The organism is Enterobacter cloacae complex sp. 2024EL-00214, from assembly GCF_043945575.1.
Lineage (GTDB): Bacteria > Pseudomonadota > Gammaproteobacteria > Enterobacterales > Enterobacteriaceae > Enterobacter > Enterobacter cloacae_P.
This window is the reverse complement of record NZ_JBIMRC010000017.1, coordinates 37,770-61,169: the sequence shown is the minus strand read 5'-3', so window position 1 is coordinate 61,169 and position 23,400 is coordinate 37,770. Positions and strand designations below refer to the sequence as shown.

The following is a 23,400-nucleotide window of genomic DNA, read 5'->3' as shown; positions in this document are numbered from 1 at the left end:
TGCCTGCGGGATGTACACAATGAAACAGAGAGCTATGCAACCGTCTCTGCTTCAATGGGCACGATAAGGCTTGCGTGATTGCCTTTTGGCCCCTGGTGTACATCGAACCGGACGGATTGCCCGGCTTTGAGCGTTCTGTAACCATCCATCTGAATGGTGGAATAGTGAGCGAAGATATCCTCGCCGCCGCCTTCGGGGCAGATGAAGCCAAACCCTTTGGCGTTGTTGAACCACTTAACAGTACCCATTTCCATGCTTCGACATCCTTCGTAAATCTTATAAATTAAGATGGAATGAACCGGTGGTGGAGTGGGGGCTGTTCAAAACCTCGCCATCTCACGCTTGTACAATTTAGATAAACGAAAGAAGCCGTCAAGCGTTTGGCGCTGGAGTTGGGACAACAATCAACCAAAGTTTGAAGCAGTTAACGCTATTGCTACGGTTTGTGACAGACATCGCGGATGACAGTAATAGATGATTGTTATCTAACATCTGAGGTAGATTCAAAGTGATTATGCAAAATGGGTAAGACTAACGACTGGCTGGATTTTGACCAGCTGGCGGAAGATAAAGTGCGTGACGCGCTAAAACCGCCATCCATGTATAAAGTTATGTTAATGAACGATGATTACACGCCGATGGAATTTGTTATTGACGTGCTACAAAAGTTCTTTTCTTATGATGTAGAACGTGCAACGCAACTGATGCTTACCGTTCATTATCGTGGCAAAGCTATCTGCGGTGTCTTTACAGCCGAAGTGGCGGAAACCAAAGTGGCGATGGTGAACGACTACGCGAGGGAGAACGAGCATCCGTTGCTATGTACGCTGGAAAAGGCCTGATAAGGCATAAAATTGGGGGAGGTGCCTATGCTCAATCAAGAACTGGAACTCAGTTTAAACATGGCTTTCGCCAGAGCGCGTGAGCACCGACATGAGTTTATGACCGTCGAGCATTTACTGCTCGCGCTGCTTAGCAACCCATCCGCCCGCGAAGCGCTGGAAGCCTGCTCTGTGGATCTGGTGGCGCTACGTCAGGAACTCGAAGCCTTCATCGAACAAACCACACCGGTGCTGCCAGCCAGTGAAGAGGAGCGCGACACGCAGCCGACGCTCAGCTTCCAGCGTGTCTTGCAGCGTGCGGTATTCCACGTCCAGTCTTCCGGACGTAGCGAAGTGACTGGTGCAAACGTATTAGTCGCCATCTTCAGCGAGCAGGAGTCCCAGGCGGCCTATCTGCTGCGCAAACACGAAGTCAGCCGACTCGACGTGGTTAACTTTATCTCTCACGGAACGCGGAAAGACGAGCCTAACCCGGCGTCGGACTCCAGCAATCAGGTCAATAACAATGAAGAGCAAGCAGGAGGGGAGGATCGTATGGAAAACTTCACCACCAACCTTAACCAGCTCGCTCGCGTTGGCGGTATCGACCCGCTGATTGGCCGCGATAAAGAGCTGGAGCGCGCTATCCAGGTGCTGTGCCGTCGCCGTAAGAACAACCCGCTGCTGGTGGGGGAATCTGGCGTGGGTAAAACCGCGATTGCCGAAGGCCTTGCCTGGCGTATTGTGCAGGGCGATGTGCCGGAAGTGATTGCCGATTGCACCATCTACTCGCTGGATATCGGTTCTTTGCTGGCGGGCACCAAATACCGTGGTGATTTTGAAAAACGCTTCAAGGCGCTGTTAAAACAGCTGGAGCAGGACACCAACAGCATTCTGTTTATCGATGAAATTCATACCATCATCGGTGCAGGTGCAGCCTCCGGTGGCCAGGTGGATGCTGCTAACCTGATCAAACCGCTGCTTTCCAGCGGCAAGATCCGCGTGATTGGCTCCACGACCTACCAGGAGTTCAGCAACATTTTCGAAAAAGACCGTGCTCTGGCGCGCCGCTTCCAGAAAATCGACGTGACGGAGCCGTCCGTTGAGGAAACGGTGCAGATCCTTAACGGTCTGAAGCCGAAATATGAAGCCCACCACGACGTGCGTTATACCGCCAAAGCGGTGCGTGCGGCGGTGGAGCTGGCGGTGAAATACATCAACGACCGTCATCTGCCGGATAAGGCGATTGACGTGATTGATGAGGCGGGCGCGCGGGCACGTCTGATGCCAGCCAGCAAGCGTAAGAAAACCGTTAACGTGGCGGATATTGAGTCGGTGGTGGCACGCATCGCGCGTATCCCTGAGAAGAGCGTTTCTCAGAGCGACCGTGATACGCTGCGTACCCTCGGCAACCGCCTGAAAATGCTGGTCTTTGGTCAGGACAAAGCCATTGAGGCCTTAACCGAAGCGATTAAGATGGCTCGCGCCGGACTGGGGCATGATCATAAACCTGTTGGTTCCTTCCTGTTCGCCGGCCCGACCGGTGTCGGGAAAACCGAGGTGACGGTTCAGCTCTCCAAAGCGCTGGGCATTGAGCTGCTGCGTTTTGATATGTCTGAGTACATGGAGCGTCACACCGTCAGCCGTTTGATTGGTGCACCTCCGGGCTACGTGGGCTTTGATCAGGGCGGCCTGCTCACCGATGCGGTGATCAAGCATCCGCACGCGGTACTGCTGCTTGATGAAATCGAGAAAGCGCACCCGGATGTGTTCAATATCCTGCTGCAGGTGATGGACAACGGGACGCTGACCGACAACAACGGGCGCAAGGCGGACTTCCGCAACGTGGTGCTGGTGATGACCACCAACGCCGGGGTGCGTGAAACTGAACGTAAATCTATCGGCCTTATCCACCAGGATAACAGCACCGATGCGATGGAAGAGATCAAGAAGATCTTTACGCCGGAATTCCGTAACCGTCTGGACAACATTATCTGGTTCGATCACCTCTCTACCGCGGTGATCCATCAGGTGGTGGATAAGTTCATCGTCGAGTTGCAGGTTCAGCTGGATCAGAAAGGCGTGTCGCTGGAAGTGAGCCAGGAGGCCCGCAACTGGCTGGCTGAGAAAGGCTACGACCGTGCGATGGGTGCGCGTCCGATGGCGCGTGTGATTCAGGATAACCTGAAGAAACCGCTGGCGAACGAGCTGCTGTTTGGCTCGCTGGTGGACGGTGGTCAGGTGACCGTGGCGCTGGATCAGGCGAAGAATGAGCTGACGTACGATTTCCAGAGTGCGGCGAAGCATAAGCCGGAAGCGGCTCACTGAGTTGAACGTTAAACTTAAAAACCGGGCATTTGCCCGGTTTTTTTATGCCTGATTCTGGCAGACCGCACTATCTGTTCCCTCTCCCTGTGGGAGAGGGCTAGGGTGAGGGCATCAGGGCGCAGAGGAATTTTGCGAGGCGCTTTCCAGTATTTGATGATGCCGATTGCTGGATAAATTCACAGTAATAAAATGGCGACGCACCTGCAAAATCAGGTGTCAGGATTGGCGTCCTGATACACACATATGGAAAGATGTTGCTCACAGCAACGTTACTGGTTTCGTTCACTCTTTTTTTAGCTGCGGTATAATCCGTATCTTCAAATATGGTGGGCTGAACTGGGGCTTCTTTTGAAGCGCCGATTTTCCATATGGTCGGTACGCCAAACCGGTTCAGTCTGCCACCTGAAGTTGGCGTTTCTGGTGGTAGTTTTCGGCTTCTAAATATGGAAATTATGATATGGAAAACCAATCTTTCTCCCAACTCTACAGCGAACTCACCCTCAACCCCGATCTCCCAACCCTTGCCGAGCGTTGTAAGTTGCTCACCGAAATCCTGCTGGATTGCACTTCGCTTCCTCAAACCCAGCCCGTTTGCCGCTGTCTGGGCGCTTATCTGGAAGAAGTCAAAACGGGACTCACAGAATCAATGCGCGATTTTCAGGTAGTGGAATTTGAAGCCGAAGAAGAACGACCGAAGCATAAAGAGTGGTTGCTGGAAGATACTGAAACGAAATGCGATTACTGCCGGGCATTAAATCACGTATTGCTGATTTCGCATTTTGATCGCGATATGTTGCCGCATCTTACGGGGTTATTGCATGACATAGCGCATTCAATGGCCGCAGATGTGATTACGCCTTGTCGTGAAAAAACCGTAATCCATATTATTCCCTGAATCTGATTTGTTGCATCAGTACGGGTTCTTGCACCCATTACGTCACGGATGTGATAAGAAATTGTAGTGGCCTGGACATCCCAAACACGAGAGAAGCAAAAAGTATGCGGGCCACTTTAGTGAATAATTAAAACCCCATTATGAAATTTTCAGGGATAACTAATGAGATCGCTCCTGATAATCATTTTCACGCTGTCTTCAATTGCTGTGGCAAGTGAACACAATCAACCCGCTACCATAGCCATAAAATTTAATCAGTGGTATATCAGTCAGCTTAATCAGAATAATGCACCTGTCCTCAACCCGGACACTATGGGTGATTACGTAGCATCAGAAACGATCGCAGCGATAAAAAAACTTTATTCAGGTGACAGCAATGATAAAGACATGCCAGATGCTGACATGTTTATAAAAGCCCAGGACTGGGGTAATGGCTGGGATCATGTTGCGGTAGTTTCATCTGATTTTGACGCTGTGTGCACAAACATCTATATCGCATTCGGACAGAAGCAGGAGCATGTCGTTGCAGATTGCCTGATTCAGGAAAATGGGAAGTGGAAAATAAGGTCAGCAACTCTTATTAAATAAGGATCGGCTCGCTGACTGTGGGACCTTTCTACGGGCGACTTACGGGCTAAGCGCGACAGCGACGGTTCCCTGGTTCTGAGAAATAACAACCGCATCTGTTTCAGGGGGCGGTTTTTTCTGCCAGCCGGGTATCGAATACAAAAGAGTGGCGCTGAACGGAGGATAAAGCCTGTTGAAATGCCGGGTTCAATGGGTTGAGAATGGCATTGTTTTCATAAGGAATAATGCAGGAAGGTAAAATAAGTGCCAGTGCATCACTGGCCTGTAGCCAGCTGGTTCCCAGGTCCATCGTTGAAACCGGAGCCGGATTTTCCTGCCAGTCCCCGGGCAGCCACTCTTTATCCAGATGATCAATCTGATCGTCCGGGATATCGATGCTGAACAGTTGGTATTGATTCAGTACGGTATCCCTTTTAACGTGAACCAGAATTTCGAGCGCTGCCAGCGAGATGGATGTGGAGACGTACACCGCAGGGTGTCCTTTATGATTCCAGCGGCCACCGTACTGGTTTGCACCGCTTCCACTCCACGCTTCGCTGGCATAACGTCCCGTCACCAGACGATAAAAAATCATGCCAGCACTCCGTGTTCCAGACGGCCAATCAGGTCGGTGACTTCCAGTGCGCCGGTTTCTGTGGCAATCAGGTCGACAGGTGCTATATTGCCAAGCCCGCGAACCGGTGATTGCAGCCAGTTCCATGCCTCGTCTTTACTGCCAAAATAATCGACAGCGGTATCCAGTACCCGAACGAAACGAGCCACGCGTTCGCTTTCATCGGGCGTCAGCGTACGGCCCGCACTTTTGCGGCGCGCGACATTGCGCTCGTTAATCCCTGTCACGCGTAAAATGTCCGCTTTTGACATCGCGGTCCATTCATGAATGTTGTCAAGTACGCTGACGGGCAAGCCCTGATTGAGATATTCAATCAGCCGCATACCTCTGTTTGCAGGCAAACCTGCAAAACGCCAAAGTGCGTTGTCAGCAGGTTTCTGCGCGGGAACCCATGTTCTCATCTGTACCTCCTGATGAATGTCATTTGTCATAGGGAAGTATAGTCATTTGTCATGACTTATGGAATGGATACTTTTTGCGCATTAAGAGCGGAGGGATTAAAGGTGTCGTGGCCTACAAAAAAATAAGGCCGGGATTATCCCGACCTTGTATATATTCATCTGCCATTACAGGCGAAAACAATTAGCGACTACGGAAGACAATGCGGCCTTTGCTCAGGTCGTACGGGGTCAGTTCAACAGTCACTTTGTCGCCCGTTAAAATGCGGATATAGTTTTTGCGCATTTTACCGGAGATGTGCGCAGTTACCACGTGACCGTTTTCCAGCTCTACGCGAAACATGGTGTTAGGCAACGTATCAAGTACGGTACCCTGCATTTCAATATTGTCTTCTTTGGCCATCTAATCCTCTGGGGTATCACTACCAAGTTTTGAACCGGCAAGATAATGCCGAAATTCATCAATTAAGTAAAGAATTGCGCGATTAAAACGCAGCAAAACAGTTTCGGCGCATTGCCCAAGCGTCACGGTACTACCGAACGAAAAGCGCATTCGTAAAGGGGAGACGACAGGATAAACGTCAGGACGTTATCTGAAGCGAAGGTCCCAAACGGCGGCGGGGCAACAGGCAGAAGCTACTCTGCGGCGTAATTATAACACCCTCATGAAAAATGTGCGGAAAACATTTAGACATTGGGCATAAAGAGTGTCCTTGGTACCCAGAAGTCGCGCGGAAGCTTCTCCTGGCGGCAGGTATCCAGGTGCTCAATGTAGTGACGACGGGAGATTTCTACGGCACCGAGCGAGGCGGTATGCTCGTTAAGTACCTGACAATCCATCAACTGTCCGCCACGTAGGGCAAACTCGTTGCAGAAAACCAGCAGTGCAGTTTTCGAGGCGTTAACTGCGCGGGAAAACATCGACTCGCCACAGAACAACGTACCCTGTGCCACGCCATACATGCCACCAACCAGCTCACCTTTCTCCCACACTTCTATTGAATGGGCGTAGCCAAGCTCATGCAGGCGGTGATAGGCGTCGATAATATCGCGGGTTATCCATGTGCCTTCATGACGATCGCTGGCACAACCTTCAATGACCTGACCAAACGCGTGGTTGAGCGTTACACGGTACGGTGATTTCGCATGGAAACGTTTCATGCTGCGGCTCAGATGAAACTGGGCTGGCCACAGTACAGCACGCGGGTCGGGCGACCACCATAAAATAGGGTCACCGGGGGAAAACCACGGGAAAATCCCGCGCTGGTAAGCCATCAATAGCCGTGCAGGACTGAGGTCACCGCCAAGCGCCAGTAGCCCATTGGGTTCACGCAGCGCCCCCTCCGGAGAAGGGAACGCAATATTATGACGAGAAAGCTGGACCAGGCGCATGACAGCAGAACTCCAATACGCGAGTGAGGAACGGTACAAATATAGTCTACAGACGCTGTTTAAACTGGTAGTAGCGACCCTGTTTCGCCAACAGTTCTGCGTGACTACCATGCTCAATAATGTGCCCGTTGTCCATCACAATTATCTGATCAAAACTCGCCAGTCCGCGCAGTCGGTGTGTCACCATCAGCACGGTTTTACCGGCCATGACAGTGGCCAGTAAATCAAGGATTTGGCTCTCGGTAGTGGCGTCCAGCCCTTCTGTCGGCTCATCCAGCAACATCAGCGGGGCATCGTGCAGCAGTGCTCGCGCAATTGCCAGACGGCGCAACTCACCGCCGGAGAGCTGACGACCCCCTTCACCCAGCCAGCTGTTTAACCCGTCATCTTCAAGCAGTTTATGCAGCCCAACCTGCTCCAGCACCGCGCTAAGCAGCGCATCAGGGGCATCTGGCGCGGCAAGCAGCAGGTTATCGCGCAGCGTTGCGCTAAAGAGATGCACACGCTGCGGTACCACGCTGACAGTCTTGCGCAACGTCTGTTCGCTGAAGTCTGCCAGTGGCACATTGTTAAGGAGGATCTGTCCCTGCTGCGGATCCCAGGCGCGGGTCAGCAGCTGCAGGAGCGTCGATTTACCGCAACCCGTGCGGCCAAGAAGCGCAATGCGTTGGCCTGCGTTCACGACGAGATTGATGCCTTCCAGCGCGTTTTGTGCCTGCTTGTCATAAGCAAACGTGACGTCATTCAGTGTCAGAGTGACGCGCTCTGGCACAACGGTTTGCCCGTCGCGGAACGTCACTTCCGGCTCTTGCCCGGCAATCTCCGTGATGCGCAGGGCAGAAGCGATAACCTGCCCAAGATGCTGGAATGCCCCCGTCACCGGTGCCAGTGCCTCAAAGGCCGCCAGCGCACAGAAGACGAAGAGGGCAATCAGTGCGCCGGGCTGTGAGTTATCGCCCACTCCGCCAGAAGCCATCCACAGCATAGCAATGACAGCCACGCCGCCAATTAACATCATCAAGGCCTGGGAGAACGCCGTCAGTTCAGACTGGCGACGTTGCGCTTCGTGCCAGTTTAACTCCGTGCTTTCCATACGGGCGCGGTAGCGTTTGCTGGCACCAAAAAGGGTCAGCTCGGCCTGCCCCTGTAACCAGGAGGTGAGTTGCTGACGATATTCACCGCGAAGGCGAGTCAGATTTTCCCCGGTGGATTTACCGGCGCGGTAGAACAGCGGCGGCAGAATCATCAGCGTCAACAGCATGATGCCGCCGAGCGTCAGCGCAATGGGAACATCCAGAACACACAACCCCAGCGTAACCACCGCGATCACCACAAATGCGCCCACCAGCGGCGAAATGACGCGCAGGTAGAGGTGATCCAGCGTATCGACATCCGCGACCACGCGGTTGAGCAATTCACCCTGGCGAAAACGCGCCAGCCCGGCAGGGGAGAGGGGCAATAGTTTGCTGAAGGTGTAAATGCGCAGGTGTTGCAGCACGCGGAAGGTCGCATCGTGGCTGACCAGCCGCTCAAAATAGCGTCCGGCGGTACGGGTAATGGCGGTGCCACGCACGCCCGCGGCCGGGAGCATGTAGTTAAAGCTGTATAACCCGGCGACGCCCGCGACGGCAGACGCCGATAAGAACCAGCCGGAGAGCGTCAGCAGGCCAATGCTGGCAAGCAGAGTGACGATCGCCAGTACGATGCCCAGCGTCAGCATCCATTTATGGCGTTTATACAGCGCAAGATACGGGAGCAGGGCACGCATCAGATGTCCTCCTGACGATTCGCCAGCAGGGTGGCAAATGGCCCCTGCGCGGTAACGAGAGAGGCGTAATCGCCTTGCTCAACAATTTGACCGTTTTCCATCACCCAGATTTGATCCCAGTCGGCAATGCCTTCCAGCTGGTGTGTGACCATCAGGGTGGTTTGCTGCAATGAGGCTGCGTTAAGGGCATGCATTACGCGTTGCTCGCTGTGTGCATCCAGGCTGGCGGCAGGCTCATCCAGCAGCATCAACTGGCAGGGATTAAGAAGAGCACGGGCAACGGCTACACGCTGCGCCTGGCCTACGGACAGCCCGGCAGACTGGTCGCCAACGATAGTGTTGACCCCCTGCACAAGCAGGGGCAGAAACTCGCTGACCCAGGCGCGGTCAAGGACGGATTGCAGCTCATCTTCGCGTGCATCCGGGCGAGCCAGAAGCACGTTCTCCCGCAGCGTGGCGGCCGGTAGCTGTGGGTTTTGTCCCACCCAGCTTAGCTGTTTGCGCCAGGCATCCGGATCGAGATCGCGCAGCTCGGTTTTGTTAATCCGTAGCGAACCGGTGTAAGCCATAAAGCCGGACAGTGTATTAAGCAGCGAACTTTTACCTGAACCGCTGGTACCGACCAGCACCACTCGCTGCCCGGCAGGCAGGGTAAAGTTCAGCGGGCCTGCCAGCACTTTGCCTTCAGGCGACAGAATAGAAAAATCACTCGCCTCAATTGTCACTGGTTCTTTGGTATTCAGCGTAACGTCACCCCGTTCCGGGTGTGCCAGCGGCGTTTCCATGAATGTTTTCAGGCTATCGGCCGCGCCAACGGCCTGCGCTTTAGCATGATAAAAGGTACCGAGATCGCGCAGTGGCTGGAAAAACTCCGGAGCCAGGATTAGCGCCAGGAAGCCCGAAGACAGCGTCACTGCCGTACCGTAGTGGCCAAAATCCAGCGCACCGAGGTAGGAGAAACCGAAATAAACCGCCACCAGTGCAATCGACAGCGAGGTAAAGAATTCGAGCACGCCAGACGACAGAAACGCCAGGCGTAACACTTCCATCGTGCGCTGGCGGAAATCCTGCGACGCCAGGCGGATGTTTTCAGTTTCCGCTTCACCACGGCCAAAAATACGCAAGGTTTCCATACCGCGCAGACGGTCAAGGAAATGGCCACTCAGACGACCCAGCGCCAGGAAATTGCGGCGGTTAGCGTCTGCAGCCCCCATTCCCACCATCGCCATAAACAGCGGGATCAACGGGGCGGTACCCAGCAGGATCAACGCCGCTACCCAGTTGGTCGGGAAAATGGTGATCACAATCAGCAGCGGCACGCAAACGGCCAGCGCCATCTGAGGAAGATAGCGGGCATAGTAGTCGTGCATATCGTCAATTTGCTCAAGGATAAGCGTCGCCCAGCTTCCGGCAGGCTTACCCTGGATCCAGGCGGGTCCGGCTTCCTGCAGACGGTCGAGTACCTGACGGCGGATTTCATAGCGTATATGTTGCCCCGCATGGAAACCGACGCGTTCACGCAGCCAGACCACCCAGGCGCGCAGAACAAAAACCAGAACAAGGACGATAAACGGCATCAGGAGTGCTTCGCGCGGAATGTTCTCCATGATCATGTGGTTAAGAATGCGGGCCAGCAGCCATGCCTGGGCAACAATCAACAGACCGCTGATCAGTCCCAGAAGGCGGGAAATCATGAGCCAGCGGCGGGAAAGAACGCTTTGCTGTTTCAGCCAGCGTGTTAACTCTTGTTGACGGGTTTTTTCCATTGCGTACTTTGCAGGTGACGTTATTAGAAATTGGGCAGCGCAATGTTACAACGGAGAGACAATAAAGGCGACTTATCGCCGCCTTTATTTACGTTTGTTACTGACTTGTAAAGATTATTTACCTTGTTCGGCCAGCCCGTCCAGATAGCGTTCAGCATCCAGCGCGGCCATACAACCGGTACCGGCGGAGGTGATTGCCTGACGGTAAATATGATCCATGACGTCACCTGCGGCGAATACGCCCGGGATGCTGGTCTGGGTTGCGTTGCCGTGAATGCCGGATTGCACTTTAATGTAGCCGTTTTCCAGCTCCAGCTGACCGTCGAAGATCGCCGTGTTCGGGCTGTGGCCGATCGCCACAAACAGGCCAGCCACTTCCAGCGATTCCACGGTATCGGTGTTCTGGGTATCACGGATACGCAGACCCGCAACGCCCATCTGATCGCCCGTGACTTCTTCCAGCGTACGGTTGGTGTGCAACACGATGTTGCCGCTCGCCACTTTATCCATCAGACGTTTGATCAGGATTTTCTCCGCACGGAAGGTGTCGCGGCGGTGGATCAGGTGTACCTCAGAGGCGATGTTCGCCAGATAAAGCGCTTCTTCCACTGCGGTGTTACCCCCGCCAATGACCGCGACTTTCTGGTTGCGGTAGAAGAAACCGTCGCAGGTGGCGCAGGCAGATACGCCGCGGCCTTTGAACGCTTCTTCAGACGGCAGACCCAGGTAACGGGCGGATGCACCGGTGGCAACGATCAGCGCGTCACAGGTGTACTCACCACTGTCGCCGGTCAGACGGAACGGACGGTTCTGCAGATCGACCTTGTGAATATGGTCGAACAGAATTTCGGTTTCGAACTTGGTCGCATGCTCGTGCATACGTTCCATCAACAGCGGCCCGGTCAGGTCGTTCGGGTCGCCTGGCCAGTTTTCCACTTCGGTGGTGGTGGTCAACTGACCGCCTTTTTCCATGCCGGTAATTAACACCGGTTGCAGGTTAGCGCGTGCAGCGTAGACCGCCGCGGTATATCCCGCAGGTCCAGAACCAAGAATTAGCAGCTTACTGTGTTTGGCCGTGCCCATGAGATCCCCATTGTTGTTGGCAGACATTTGGCAGGATTGTAGGGAATTTGTTGCCGTAAAAAAAGAGCACAGCAATTTTGATATCAATATGTGCAATAGACGCTGACGATGAATGGCGGGCGATAACATACTGTGTGCTATTGAAAACCGGTTGTTTATAAGGCAATAAAATGAGGATTAATACCCGACCGCAATGAATATCCGGCATGTTGTACTAAAAATCGATGTTTTGCTTTGACAATCACCTGCGCTTTTGCGAAAACATTCAAGGAAGAAAAAAAACGCATTAACTGTGTGCCGCATAGGCATGCACGTAAATGCCATTTTTACCGGGTTAGTGAAATCTACGCATGGTGTGGACAGACGCCATACGTGATGTCGGTGACTGCCCTTCGGGCAACGGACTTCTTACCAACAGAACCCGAATCCGCATCGCGTCTATAGCCTAATAATTCGAGTTGCATGAAGGCGGCGACGCAGCGAATCCCCGGGAGCGTACATGAGTACGTGACTGGGGTGAGTGAGAAAAGCCAACGCGCAGGCAACTTGAAGTATGACGGATATAATACATAACCAGGCGATGTGATGAATAACGGGTACAGGCTCTGAACAGTGATGTGCACAGGGTCCAGGCAGGAGTAGGGAAGGAATACAGAGAGACAATAATAATGGTAGATAGCAAGAAGCGCCCTGGCAAAGACCTCGACCGTATCGATCGTAACATTCTTAATGAATTGCAAAAGGATGGGCGTATTTCCAACGTCGAGCTTTCAAAACGTGTGGGACTTTCCCCGACGCCGTGCCTTGAGCGTGTACGTCGACTGGAAAGACAGGGTTTTATTCAGGGCTATACGGCTCTGCTGAACCCGCATTATCTGGATGCCTCACTTCTGGTATTTGTTGAGATTACTCTGAATCGTGGTGCGCCGGATGTGTTTGAGCAATTTAACGCCGCTGTACAAAAACTTGAAGAAATTCAAGAGTGTCATCTGGTTTCCGGTGATTTTGACTACCTGTTGAAAACCCGTGTGCCAGACATGTCCGCCTACCGTAAGCTGCTGGGTGAAACCCTGCTGCGACTGCCTGGTGTGAACGACACCCGTACCTATGTGGTGATGGAAGAGGTCAAACAGAGCAATCGTCTGGTTATTAAGACGCGCTAACACGGAACAGGTGCAAAATCAGCGTAGTTTGATTACACTCCTGTTAATCCATACAGCAACAGTGCCGGGGATACCCGGCGCTGTTGTCCGTTTTAGCAAACAGGCAGGATATGCCTGATACCTGGAGAGCCTTTCTTGAGCCAGGAATACACTGAAGACAAAGAAGTCACACTATCGAAGCTAAGCAGCGGACGTCGTCTCCTTGAGGCGTTGCTGATTGTTATTGCCCTTTTTGCCGTCTGGCTGATGGCAGCCTTACTCAGTTTCAACCCCTCCGATCCAAGCTGGTCACAAACCGCATGGCATGAGCCTATTCATAATTTAGGCGGCATTCCCGGAGCCTGGCTTGCGGATACGCTCTTTTTCATTTTCGGTGTGATGGCCTACACCCTTCCCGTCATTATGATTGGCGGATGCTGGTTTGCCTGGCGTCATCGGCAGAACGATGACTACATCGATTATTTCGCTGTTTCGCTGCGCCTGATTGGCGCGCTGGCACTGATCCTGACCTCCTGCGGGCTGGCGGCGATTAACGCCGATGATATCTGGTACTTTGCTTCCGGTGGGGTGATCGGCAGCTTGCTGAGCACCGCGCTACAGCCGATGCTCCACAGTAGTGGCGGAACCCTGGCATTGCTCTGCATCTGGGCGGCTGGGTTGACGTTGTTCACGGGCTGGTCATGGGTGAGTATCGCCGAAAAGATCGGCAGTTTTATCCTTAATATTCTTACTTTTGCCAGCAACCGTACCCGTCGCGATGACACATGGGTTGATGAAGACGACAATGAAGATGAGTACGACGATGCCCCGGTGCAGCGTCGCGAATCTCGCCGTGCCCGCATTCTGCGTGGGGCGCTGGCGCGCCGTCAGCGCGTAGCCGAAAAATTTGCCAACCCGCTGGGCCGTAAAACCGATGCTGCACTTTTCTCCGGCAAACGCATGGATGAAGAGGAGCAGGTTGAATATCGTGCTGCAGGTAAGGCCGTCGATCCTGATGATGTGCTCTTCTCCGGGAGCCGCGCCACGCCAGGTGATTTTGACGAGTACGATCCGCTACTCAATGGTCACTCTGTCACCGGGCAGGTTGCGGTCGCTGCAGCGGCCACCACGGCAGCGCAGGCGTTTGCTGCACCTGCTGAAGCCGTCATGCCATCCGCGCCGGTTCCTGCACCAGAGCTGGCTATGCAGCAGCCTCAGGTTGACTGGCAGAGTGCGCCGGGTGTCCATACGCCGGAGCCGGTCATCGCACCGGAGCCAGAAAGCTATGTGCCGGTACAGCAGGAACAGTGGCAACAACCTTATCAGCCGCCTGAACCTGCGTATGAACCGCAGGGGTATCCGGAATACGAGCAACCTGCCGCCCAGCCGTATCAGGCATATGTGCCTGAACCGGTCGAACCTGCGCAGCCATATGTAGAGCCGCAGTCCGAACCTGAAGTGGTGGAAGAGACGAAACCGTCCCGTCCGCCAATGTACTACTTTGAAGAAGTTGAAGAGCGTCGGGCCCGTGAGCGCGAGCAACTGGCGGCCTGGTATCAGCCCGTTCCTGAACCTGCCGTACAGGTTCCTGCTGTTTCTGCTCCTTCCGTTGATCCTACACCTGTTGTTGCTCCGGTGGCTGAAAGCGTGAAGCAAGCCACGGCAGCGGCCGCTGTTGCTGCGCCAGTCTTTAGCCTGGCAGCAGGTGGCGCGCCACGTCCTCAGGTGAAAGAGGGGATTGGCCCGCAGTTGCCTCGTCCTAATCGTGTTCGCGTACCAACGCGTCGTGAGCTGGCCTCTTACGGCATCAAGCTGCCTTCCCAGCGTATGGCTGAGGAAAAAGCGCGCGAGTCTGAATATGAAGACGACGCCGATGAACTGCAGCAGGATGAGCTGGCACGTCAGTTCGCCGCGCAGCAGCATCAGCGCTACGGTGAAGAGTATCAGCACGATGCGCCATCGCCTCATGTTCCTGAAGACGAAGAGGATGCGGCGGAAGCCGAGTTAGCGCGCCAGTTTGCGGCAACGCAGCAGCAGCGCTATTCCGGTGAACAACCTGCCGGTGCGAACCCGTTCTCGCTGTCAGATTTTGAATTCTCGCCAATGAAAGATCTGGTGGATGATGGCCCTGGTGAGCCGTTATTCACCCCGAGCGTGATGCCGGAAGCTGAGCAACCGGTGCGCCAGCAGCAGCCTCTGGCACAGCATGCTCCTGCACAGCAGGCGTATGCGCAGCCGCAACAGCCGACTCCGCAGACTCACGCACAGCAGCCGCAGTTCCAGCAGCCTCCGGCACAGCCGCAGGAAAGCCTTATTCATCCATTGTTGATGCGTAACGGTGATAGCCGGCCGCTGCAACGCCCGAGTACGCCATTGCCGTCGCTGGATCTGTTAACGCCGCCACCGTCTGAAGTTGAACCGGTTGATACCTTTGCGCTGGAGCAGATGGCGCGTCTGGTCGAAGCGCGTCTGGCTGATTTCCGCATCAAGGCGGATGTGGTGAACTACTCTCCTGGCCCGGTGATCACCCGTTTCGAACTGAACCTGGCCCCTGGCGTAAAAGCGGCGCGTATTTCTAACCTGTCCCGCGACCTGGCGCGTTCCCTGTCGACCGTGGCGGTGCGTGTGGTAGAAGTTATCCCGGGTAAGCCGTACGTAGGGCTTGAACTGCCGAATAAGAAACGTCAGACCGTGTATTTGCGAGAAGTGCTGGACAACACCCGCTTCCGCGATAATCCATCTCCACTGACCGTGGTGCTGGGTAAAGATATCGCGGGCGATCCGGTGGTTGCCGATCTGGCGAAAATGCCTCACCTGCTGGTCGCGGGTACCACCGGCTCCGGTAAGTCCGTTGGGGTGAACGCCATGATCCTCAGCATGCTCTATAAAGCGCAGCCTGAAGATGTGCGTTTCATCATGATTGACCCGAAAATGCTGGAATTGTCGGTTTATGAAGGCATCCCGCATCTGCTGACTGAAGTTGTGACCGATATGAAGGACGCCGCCAACGCCCTGCGCTGGAGCGTCAATGAGATGGAACGTCGCTATAAGCTGATGTCGGCGCTGGGCGTGCGTAATCTGGCCGGTTATAACGAGAAAATCGCTGAGGCGGCGCGTATGGGCCGTCCGATTCCGGACCCATACTGGAAGCCGGGTGACAGCATGGATGCCCAGCATCCGGTGCTGGAAAAACTGCCTTACATCGTCGTGCTGGTGGATGAATTCGCCGACCTGATGATGACCGTCGGTAAGAAAGTGGAAGAGCTGATTGCGCGTCTGGCGCAGAAAGCGCGTGCGGCCGGTATTCACCTCGTTCTGGCGACGCAGCGTCCATCAGTAGACGTCATCACCGGGTTGATTAAAGCAAACATCCCGACCCGTATTGCGTTTACCGTATCGAGTAAAATTGACTCGCGTACCATCCTCGACCAGGGAGGTGCAGAGTCACTGCTGGGGATGGGGGATATGCTCTACTCCGGCCCGAACTCAACCTCTCCGGTGCGTGTTCACGGCGCGTTCGTTCGTGACCAGGAAGTGCATGCGGTGGTACAGGACTGGAAAGCGCGTGGCCGTCCGCAGTACGTTGACGGTATTACCTCCGACAGCGAAAGCGAAGGCGGTGGTGGTGGCTTTGACGGCGGCGAAGAGCTGGATCCGTTATTCGACCAGGCGGTTAACTTCGTCACCGAAAAACGTAAAGCGTCTATCTCCGGGGTACAGCGTCAGTTCCGCATTGGCTACAACCGTGCGGCGCGTATCATCGAGCAGATGGAGGCCCAGGGCATCGTGAGCGAGCAGGGGCATAACGGTAACCGTGAGGTACTGGCTCCACCGCCGTTTGATTGACCTTTCATCGATTGCAAAGAAGGGTAAATCAGCAAAATTTAAGCATTTTCTTCTGTCACCTGCCTGCGGGCAGGTTCACAATAGATGACAGAACCCCGTATCGGGATGACGTATTTTAAGGAATAACAATGAAAAAAATTGCAATCGCTTGTGCATTACTCACCAGTTTTGTTGCCAGCAGCGTCTGGGCTGATGCCGCCAGCGACCTTAAAAGCCGACTGGATAAAGTGAGCAGCTTCCATGCCAGCTTCACGCAAAAAGTGACTGACGGCAGCGGCAACGCGGTGCAGGAAGGCCAGGGTGATTTGTGGGTAAAACGCCCGAATCTGTTTAACTGGCATATGACCCAACCTGATGAGAGCATCCTGGTGTCTGACGGTAAGACCCTGTGGTTCTTCAACCCGTTTGTTGAGCAGGCGACCGCCACCTGGCTGAAAGATGCGACCAGCAATACACCCTTTATGCTGATTGCCCGTAACCAGTCCAGCGACTGGCAGCAGTACAATATCAAACAAAGCGGTGATGAGTTTGTCCTGACGCCAAAAGGCAGCAACGGCAACCTTAAGCAGTTCACGATTAACGTGAGCACCAATGGCACCATCAATCAGTTTGGTGCTGTTGAGCAAGACGATCAGCGCAGCAGCTATCAGCTTAAATCTCAGCAAAACGGCGCTGTTGATGCATCAAAATTCACCTTTACCCCGCCGAAGGGCGTAACGGTGGACGACCAACGTAAGTAAGAGGCGTGAGTGGGCAACCTGTCGCTCGATTTTTCAGATAATGCGTTTCAACCTCTGGCCGCCCGTATGCGGCCAGAAAATTTAGCGCAGTACATCGGCCAGCAGCACTTGCTGGCTGCGGGCAAGCCATTGCCGCGTGCCATTGAGGCCGGGCATCTGCACTCGATGATCCTCTGGGGCCCACCCGGAACCGGTAAAACGACACTCGCGGAAGTGATCGCCCGATATGCGAACGCCGATGTGGAACGCATCTCTGCCGTCACATCTGGCGTGAAGGAGATCCGCGAGGCGATCGAGCGAGCGCGGCAGAACCGTAATGCCGGACGTCGTACCATCCTCTTTGTGGACGAAGTCCACCGCTTCAATAAGAGCCAGCAGGATGCTTTCCTGCCGCATATTGAAGACGGCACAATTTTCTTCATCGGTGCGACCACGGAAAATCCGTCATTTGAACTGAATTCGGCGCTGCTTTCCCGCGCCCGTGTGTACCTGCTTAAATCGCTCACGACTGACGATATCGAAAAGGTTCTGATGCAGGCGATGGACGACAAAGCGCGCGGCTACGGCGGGCAGGATATCGTTCTGCCGGACGAGACGCGCCGGGCAATTGCGGAGTTGGTCAACGGTGATGCGCGGCGGGCACTGAACACGCTGGAAATGATGGCCGATATGGCTGAAGTTGACGATGCTGGTAAGCGAATGCTGAAACCGGAGTTGCTTACTGAAATTGCCGGCGAACGCAGCGCGCGTTTTGATAATAAAGGCGATCGTTTTTACGATCTGATTTCTGCTCTGCATAAGTCCGTGCGCGGCAGTGCGCCGGATGCGGCGCTCTACTGGTACGCGCGCATTATCAGTGCGGGTGGCGATCCTCTGTATGTTGCGCGTCGCTGCCTGGCGATTGCCTCTGAAGATGTCGGCAATGCCGATCCGCGCGCTATGCAGGTGGCACTTTCCGCGTGGGACTGTTTTACCCGCGTCGGGCCAGCGGAAGGTGAGCGCGCCATTGCGCAGGCGATTGTGTATCTGGCTTGTGCACCGAAAAGTAATGCGGTTTACACTGCATTTAAAGCGGCTATGTCTGACGCGCGTGAACGTCCGGACTATGATGTTCCGGTTCATCTGCGTAATGCACCGACCAAACTGATGAAAGAGATGGGTTATGGGCAGGAGTACCGCTACGCCCACGATGAACCCAATGCCTACGCTGCCGGAGAGGAATATTTCCCTCAGGAGATGGCACAAACCCGCTATTATCACCCTACAAACAGAGGTCTTGAAGGCAAGATTGGCGAAAAGCTCGCCTGGCTCGCCGGACAGGATCAAAATAGCCCTATAAAACGCTACCGTTAGTTCAATCGTTGCGGTAATGTTGGCATAGTATCCCTGTGACCGCAGGCTGTGGTTACATTTCCCTATTTTAATTCGATAAGCACAGGATAAGCATGCTCGATCCCAATCTGCTGCGTAATGAGCCAGACGCAGTCGCTGACAAACTGGCACGCCGGGGCTTTAAGCTGGATGTAGATAAGCTGCGCGCTCTTGAAGAGCGTCGTAAAGTTCTGCAGGTACAAACTGAAAATCTGCAGGCAGAGCGTAACTCTCGATCGAAGTCCATCGGCCAGGCGAAAGCGCGCGGGGAAGACATTGAGCCATTACGCCTGGAAGTGAACAAACTGGGTGAAGAGCTGGACCAGGCGAAAGCGGAACTGGACGTTCTTCAGGCAGAGATTCGTGATATTGCTCTGGCGATCCCGAACATTCCTGACGACAGCGTGCCTGTCGGTAAAGACGAAAACGACAACGTTGAAGTGAAACGCTGGGGCACTCCTCGCGCGTTCGACTTCGACGTTCGCGATCACGTGACGCTGGGTGAAATGCACTCAGGACTGGACTTTGCCGCAGCGGTTAAGCTGACGGGGTCTCGCTTTGTGGTGATGAAAGGTCAGATTGCCCACCTGCACCGCGCACTGGCGCAGTTCATGCTGGATCTGCACACTGAACAGCACGGCTACAGCGAAACCTACGTACCGTATCTGGTGAACCACGATACGCTGTACGGTACAGGTCAGTTGCCGAAATTTGCTGGCGATCTGTTCCATACCCGTCCGCTGGACGAGGAAGCTGACAGCAGCAACTATGCGCTGATCCCAACGGCAGAAGTACCGCTGACCAACCTCGTGCGCGATGAGATCATCGACGAAGATGACCTGCCAATCAAACTGACGGCGCACTCTCCGTGCTTCCGTTCAGAGGCGGGCTCTTATGGCCGTGACACCCGTGGTCTGATCCGTATGCACCAGTTCGACAAAGTGGAGATGGTGCAGATCGTGCGTCCTGAAGAGTCTATGGATGCGCTGGAAGAGATGACCGGCCATGCTGAAAAAGTGCTGGAGCTGCTGGGTCTGCCGTACCGCCGTATGGCGCTGTGTACCGGTGACATGGGCTTTGGTGCCTGCAAAACCTTCGACCTGGAAGTCTGGGTTCCTGCGCAGAATACCTACCGTGAAATCTCTTCCTGCTCTAACGTCTGGGATTTCCAGGCGCGTCGCATGCAGGCACGCTGCCGTAACAAGTCTGACAAGAAAACCCGTCTGGTGCATACCCTGAACGGTTCTGGTCTGGCAGTGGGTCGTACGCTGGTCGCGGTGCTGGAAAACTACCAGCAGGCGGATGGTCGTATTGAGATCCCTGAAGTGCTGCGCCCGTACATGAAAGGCCAGCAGTACATCGGTTAATTTGTCGTAAAACAAAAAAGCGCCTGAGGGCGCTTTTTTTATGCCTCTGATTTGATACGAAGCAATAACCCCTCCCTCTAAAGTGGTAATACTCCTCCGAATGAAAGTCAGCATAACGCGCTGATAACGAAGAAATACGTTGTATATAAGGCTACATAGCGGCCTGGGCCGCCTCTCTTTTTTTTGTGAGCAACCAAAGTGAGTCTCTATGAAAATCAAAGCGCCTGATGCGTTAATGGCTGCCGAGGTCACTCGCCGTGGGTTGATGAAAACCACGGCAATTGGTGGCCTGGCTGTTGCCAGCAGTGCCTTCACGCTCCCCTTTACCCGACTGGCATCAGCGGCGGATGCTCTGTCCCCGGCGACAGCCCCGGAAAAAGTGGTGTGGAGTGCCTGTACCGTAAACTGTGGTAGTCGTTGTCCATTGCGTATGCATGTGGTGGATGGTGAAATTAAGTATGTCGAAACCGACAATACTGGCGACGATAACTACGATGGATTACATCAGGTTCGTGCCTGCCTGCGTGGCCGCTCAATGCGTCGCCGCGTCTATAACCCGGATCGCCTGAAGTATCCGATGAAACGCGTCGGTCAGCGTGGGGAAGGGAAGTTCGAACGCATTAGCTGGGATGAAGCCTACGATATCATTGCCACCAACATGCAGCGTCTGATCAAAGAGTATGGCAACGAATCCATCTACCTGAACTATGGTACCGGGACTCTTGGCGGTACGCTGACGCGTTCCTGGCCACCGGGAAAAACGCTGGTAGCACGTCTGATGAACTGCTGCGGCGGTTATCTCAATCACTATGGTGACTACTCTTCTGCACAGATTGCCGCAGGTCTGAACTACACCTATGGTGGCTGGGCAGACGGTAACAGCCCTTCTGATATTGAGAACAGTAAGCTGGTGGTGCTGTTCGGTAATAACCCGGGTGAAACGCGCATGAGCGGCGGCGGGGTGACATACTACCTTGAGCAGGCTCGCGCGAAATCCAATGCACGTATGATTATTATCGATCCACGCTATACCGATACCGGTGCAGGGCGTGAAGATGAGTGGATCCCTATCCGTCCTGGTACCGATGCCGCATTAGTCAGCGCGCTGGCGTGGGTGATGATCACCGAAAACCTTGTCGATCAGCCATTCCTTGATAAATACTGCGTTGGTTATGACGAGAAAACCCTGCCCGCCAGCGCACCGGCTAACGGGCATTACAAAGCGTACATTCTCGGTCAGGGCAGTGACGGTGTGGCGAAAACCCCAGAGTGGGCCTCTACCATCACCGGTATTCCGGTCGAACGTATTGTTCAACTGGCGCGTGAAATTGGTTTAGCCAAACCGGCCTTTATCAGCCAGGGCTGGGGGCCGCAGCGTCACGCAAACGGTGAAATCGCGACCCGCGCCATTTCGATGCTCTCCATTCTGACCGGCAACGTTGGTATTAATGGCGGTAACACCGGTGCGCGCGAAGGCTCTTATGACGTGCCGTTTGAGCGTATGCCGACGCTGGATAACCCGGTTCAGACCAGTATCTCCATGTTTATGTGGACGGATGCAATTGAACGTGGCCCGGAAATGACCGCGTTGCGTGACGGTGTGCGGGGTAAAGACAAGCTGGATGTGCCGATCAAGATGATCTGGAACTATGCCGGTAACTGTCTTATCAACCAGCACTCTGAAATTAACCGTACCCATGAAATCCTGCAGGATGACAAGAAGTGCGAGATGATTGTGGTGATCGACTGCCACATGACCTCGTCGGCGAAATATGCCGATATTCTGCTGCCGGACTGCACCGCCTCTGAGCAGATGGATTTTGCGCTTGATGCCTCCTGCGGCAACATGTCCTATGTGATCTTCACCGATCAGGCCATCAAACCGCGCTTTGAGTGCAAAACCATCTATGAGATGACCTCCCAGCTGGCAAAACGCCTTGGCGTTGAGCAGCAGTTTACCGAGGGGCGTACTCAGGAAGGGTGGATGCGTCATCTGCATGAACTCTCCCGTAAAGCCATCCCTGACCTGCCGGACTTCGATACCTTCCGCAAGCAGGGGATGTATAAACAGCGTGACCCGGAAGGGCACCACGTGGCGTATAAGGCATTCCGGGAAGATCCTCACGCCAACCCGTTGACGACGCCGTCAGGCAAAATCGAAATCTATTCGGAAGCGCTGGCGAAAATCGCCTCCAGCTGGGAGCTTCCGGACGGGGACGTTATCGATCCACTGCCAATCTATACGCCTGGTTTCGAAAACTACAACGATCCGCTGACGGCGAAATTCCCGCTGCAGTTGACCGGTTTCCACTATAAGGCACGCGTACACTCAACCTACGGCAACGTAGACGTACTGAAAGCCGCCTGCCGTCAGGAAATGTGGATCAACCCAATAGATGCGAAAGCGCGCGGTATCAGCAATGGCGATCGCGTACGCATCTTTAACGGTCGTGGAGAGGTACACATTGAAGCCAGGGTTACACCGCGCATGATGCCAGGCGTTGTCGCGCTGGGGGAAGGGGCCTGGTACAACCCGGATGCAAACCGTATCGACCAGGCAGGCAGTATTAACGTACTGACCACGCAGCGCCCATCACCGCTGGCGAAAGGCAACCCGTCCCACACGAACCTTGTTCAGGTTGAAAAGGTGTAAGGAGTAACCGATGACAACCCAGTATGGATTTTATATTGATTCCAGCCGTTGCACCGGGTGCAAAACCTGCGAGCTGGCCTGCAAAGATTACAAAGACTTAACCCCGGACGTCAGCTTCCGTCGTATTTACGAATACGCGGGCGGCGACTGGCAGGAAGACAATGGCGTCTGGCATCAGAATGTCTTTGCTTATTACCTGTCGATTGCCTGCAACCACTGCGAAGATCCGGCGTGTACCAAAGTGTGCCCGAGCGGGGCGATGCATAAGCGTGAGGACGGCTTTGTGGTGGTGGACGAAGATGTCTGCATCGGCTGTCGCTACTGCCATATGGCCTGTCCTTATGGTGCGCCGCAGTACAATGCCGCCAAAGGCCACATGACCAAATGCGACGGTTGCTATACCCGCGTCGCAGACGGCAAAAAGCCCGTCTGCGTGGAGTCCTGTCCGCTGCGTGCGCTGGACTTCGGCCCGATAGAAGAGCTGCGTAAAAAACACGGCCAGCTTGCTGCCGTCGCGCCGCTGCCGTCGGCGCACTTCACGAAGCCGAGCATTGTGATTAAACCTAACGCCAACAGCCGCCCGACGGGTGATACCACCGGCTATCTGGCAAACCCGAAGGAGGTGTGAG

The 23,400-nt window shown here is 54.4% G+C and carries 19 protein-coding genes; 11 read left to right on the top strand and 8 right to left on the bottom strand.

The genetic code is table 11. The annotated features are described in order from the left end of the window. Positions 1–32: 32 nt before the first annotated feature. Entirely contained in the window at positions 33–254 is a 222-nt protein-coding gene (cspD, locus tag ACHHZ6_RS17870; RefSeq protein ID WP_008499993.1) for a cold shock-like protein CspD, read from the bottom strand. Between the two features lie 267 nt (positions 255–521). Here cspD and clpS point away from each other — a divergent pair, with 267 nt between their 5' ends. From clpS to ACHHZ6_RS17850, 4 genes are all read left to right on the top strand, one after another. Then, on the top strand, positions 522–842 hold the full coding sequence (clpS, locus tag ACHHZ6_RS17865) for an ATP-dependent Clp protease adapter ClpS (protein ID WP_182274362.1): 321 nt from the start codon (positions 522–524) through the stop codon (positions 840–842). Between the two features lie 27 nt (positions 843–869). Further along, positions 870–3,149, top strand: a complete 2,280-nt coding sequence (gene clpA, locus ACHHZ6_RS17860; RefSeq protein ID WP_182274363.1) for an ATP-dependent Clp protease ATP-binding subunit ClpA — start codon at positions 870–872, stop codon at positions 3,147–3,149. A 457-nt stretch (positions 3,150–3,606) separates the two neighbouring features. After that, entirely contained in the window at positions 3,607–4,044 is a 438-nt protein-coding gene (locus ACHHZ6_RS17855; RefSeq protein ID WP_395122806.1) for a hypothetical protein, read from the top strand. Between the two features lie 162 nt (positions 4,045–4,206). Next, on the top strand, positions 4,207–4,632 hold the full coding sequence (locus ACHHZ6_RS17850; protein WP_395122805.1) for a DUF3828 domain-containing protein: 426 nt from the start codon (positions 4,207–4,209) through the stop codon (positions 4,630–4,632). A 100-nt stretch (positions 4,633–4,732) separates the two neighbouring features. Here ACHHZ6_RS17850 and ACHHZ6_RS17845 read toward each other — a convergent pair whose 3' ends face one another. From ACHHZ6_RS17845 to trxB, 7 genes are all read right to left on the bottom strand, one after another. Further along, a complete protein-coding gene (locus tag ACHHZ6_RS17845; RefSeq protein ID WP_182274366.1) occupies positions 4,733–5,206 on the bottom strand; it encodes an RES family NAD+ phosphorylase in 474 nt (157 codons plus the stop codon). Beyond that, complete coding sequence (locus ACHHZ6_RS17840) at positions 5,203–5,646, bottom strand: antitoxin Xre/MbcA/ParS toxin-binding domain-containing protein (protein WP_182919707.1); 444 nt, start codon at positions 5,644–5,646, stop codon at positions 5,203–5,205. Before ACHHZ6_RS17840 ends, ACHHZ6_RS17845 begins: the two co-directional genes overlap by 4 nt. A gap of 181 nt (positions 5,647–5,827) precedes the next feature. Further along, the gene (gene infA / locus ACHHZ6_RS17835) at positions 5,828–6,046 is read right to left on the bottom strand and encodes a translation initiation factor IF-1 (protein WP_002211347.1); all 219 of its coding nucleotides are present in this window, start codon (positions 6,044–6,046) and stop codon (positions 5,828–5,830) included. A gap of 284 nt (positions 6,047–6,330) precedes the next feature. After that, positions 6,331–7,035, bottom strand: a complete 705-nt coding sequence (gene aat / locus ACHHZ6_RS17830) for a leucyl/phenylalanyl-tRNA--protein transferase (RefSeq protein ID WP_182274368.1) — start codon at positions 7,033–7,035, stop codon at positions 6,331–6,333. Between the two features lie 46 nt (positions 7,036–7,081). Continuing rightward, a complete protein-coding gene (cydC, locus tag ACHHZ6_RS17825) occupies positions 7,082–8,803 on the bottom strand; it encodes a cysteine/glutathione ABC transporter ATP-binding protein/permease CydC (RefSeq protein WP_196391069.1) in 1,722 nt (573 codons plus the stop codon). Beyond that, on the bottom strand, positions 8,803–10,569 hold the full coding sequence (gene cydD, locus ACHHZ6_RS17820; RefSeq protein ID WP_182274370.1) for a cysteine/glutathione ABC transporter permease/ATP-binding protein CydD: 1,767 nt from the start codon (positions 10,567–10,569) through the stop codon (positions 8,803–8,805). The genes cydC and cydD overlap by 1 nt, the downstream gene beginning before the upstream one ends. A gap of 114 nt (positions 10,570–10,683) precedes the next feature. Continuing rightward, positions 10,684–11,652: a thioredoxin-disulfide reductase gene (gene trxB / locus ACHHZ6_RS17815; protein ID WP_182274371.1), complete on the bottom strand. Its 969-nt coding sequence runs from the start codon at positions 11,650–11,652 to the stop codon at positions 10,684–10,686. A 668-nt stretch (positions 11,653–12,320) separates the two neighbouring features. On the opposite strand from trxB, the gene lrp reads away from it, so the two are divergent. The 7 genes from lrp to ACHHZ6_RS17780 all read left to right on the top strand — a co-directional run bounded on the left by lrp (position 12,321) and on the right by ACHHZ6_RS17780 (position 23,399). Beyond that, a complete protein-coding gene (lrp, locus tag ACHHZ6_RS17810) occupies positions 12,321–12,815 on the top strand; it encodes a leucine-responsive transcriptional regulator Lrp (protein ID WP_000228469.1) in 495 nt (164 codons plus the stop codon). A gap of 135 nt (positions 12,816–12,950) precedes the next feature. Continuing rightward, positions 12,951–16,640 carry a DNA translocase FtsK 4TM domain-containing protein gene (locus tag ACHHZ6_RS17805; RefSeq protein ID WP_395122804.1) on the top strand — a complete coding sequence of 1,230 codons (3,690 nt, stop codon included), beginning with the start codon at positions 12,951–12,953 and terminating at the stop codon, positions 16,638–16,640. Positions 16,641–16,768: 128 nt separating this feature from the next. Continuing rightward, positions 16,769–17,380, top strand: a complete 612-nt coding sequence (lolA, locus tag ACHHZ6_RS17800) for an outer membrane lipoprotein chaperone LolA (protein WP_182274373.1) — start codon at positions 16,769–16,771, stop codon at positions 17,378–17,380. A 9-nt stretch (positions 17,381–17,389) separates the two neighbouring features. Then, on the top strand, positions 17,390–18,733 hold the full coding sequence (gene rarA / locus ACHHZ6_RS17795; RefSeq protein WP_196391072.1) for a replication-associated recombination protein RarA: 1,344 nt from the start codon (positions 17,390–17,392) through the stop codon (positions 18,731–18,733). 92 nt (positions 18,734–18,825) lie between these two features. Further along, positions 18,826–20,118 carry a serine--tRNA ligase gene (gene serS, locus ACHHZ6_RS17790; RefSeq protein ID WP_182274375.1) on the top strand — a complete coding sequence of 431 codons (1,293 nt, stop codon included), beginning with the start codon at positions 18,826–18,828 and terminating at the stop codon, positions 20,116–20,118. Positions 20,119–20,326: 208 nt separating this feature from the next. Further along, positions 20,327–22,771, top strand: coding sequence for a dimethylsulfoxide reductase subunit A (gene dmsA, locus ACHHZ6_RS17785; RefSeq protein WP_182274376.1), 2,445 nt, complete (start codon positions 20,327–20,329; stop codon positions 22,769–22,771). A gap of 10 nt (positions 22,772–22,781) precedes the next feature. Beyond that, a complete protein-coding gene (locus ACHHZ6_RS17780; protein WP_182274377.1) occupies positions 22,782–23,399 on the top strand; it encodes a DMSO/selenate family reductase complex B subunit in 618 nt (205 codons plus the stop codon). The last annotated feature ends 1 nt before the right edge of the window (position 23,400 follow it).

Coding starts and splice junctions, on each gene's coding strand:
- cspD (WP_008499993.1), bottom strand. CDS start 254: ATGGAAATGGGTACTGTTAAGTGGTTCAACAACGCCAAAGGGTTTGGC.
- clpS (WP_182274362.1), top strand. CDS start 522: ATGGGTAAGACTAACGACTGGCTGGATTTTGACCAGCTGGCGGAAGAT.
- clpA (WP_182274363.1), top strand. CDS start 870: ATGCTCAATCAAGAACTGGAACTCAGTTTAAACATGGCTTTCGCCAGA.
- ACHHZ6_RS17855 (WP_395122806.1), top strand. CDS start 3,607: ATGGAAAACCAATCTTTCTCCCAACTCTACAGCGAACTCACCCTCAAC.
- ACHHZ6_RS17850 (WP_395122805.1), top strand. CDS start 4,207: ATGAGATCGCTCCTGATAATCATTTTCACGCTGTCTTCAATTGCTGTG.
- ACHHZ6_RS17845 (WP_182274366.1), bottom strand. CDS start 5,206: ATGATTTTTTATCGTCTGGTGACGGGACGTTATGCCAGCGAAGCGTGG.
- ACHHZ6_RS17840 (WP_182919707.1), bottom strand. CDS start 5,646: ATGAGAACATGGGTTCCCGCGCAGAAACCTGCTGACAACGCACTTTGG.
- infA (WP_002211347.1), bottom strand. CDS start 6,046: ATGGCCAAAGAAGACAATATTGAAATGCAGGGTACCGTACTTGATACG.
- aat (WP_182274368.1), bottom strand. CDS start 7,035: ATGCGCCTGGTCCAGCTTTCTCGTCATAATATTGCGTTCCCTTCTCCG.
- cydC (WP_196391069.1), bottom strand. CDS start 8,803: ATGCGTGCCCTGCTCCCGTATCTTGCGCTGTATAAACGCCATAAATGG.
- cydD (WP_182274370.1), bottom strand. CDS start 10,569: ATGGAAAAAACCCGTCAACAAGAGTTAACACGCTGGCTGAAACAGCAA.
- trxB (WP_182274371.1), bottom strand. CDS start 11,652: ATGGGCACGGCCAAACACAGTAAGCTGCTAATTCTTGGTTCTGGACCT.
- lrp (WP_000228469.1), top strand. CDS start 12,321: ATGGTAGATAGCAAGAAGCGCCCTGGCAAAGACCTCGACCGTATCGAT.
- lolA (WP_182274373.1), top strand. CDS start 16,769: ATGAAAAAAATTGCAATCGCTTGTGCATTACTCACCAGTTTTGTTGCC.
- serS (WP_182274375.1), top strand. CDS start 18,826: ATGCTCGATCCCAATCTGCTGCGTAATGAGCCAGACGCAGTCGCTGAC.
- dmsA (WP_182274376.1), top strand. CDS start 20,327: ATGAAAATCAAAGCGCCTGATGCGTTAATGGCTGCCGAGGTCACTCGC.
- ACHHZ6_RS17780 (WP_182274377.1), top strand. CDS start 22,782: ATGACAACCCAGTATGGATTTTATATTGATTCCAGCCGTTGCACCGGG.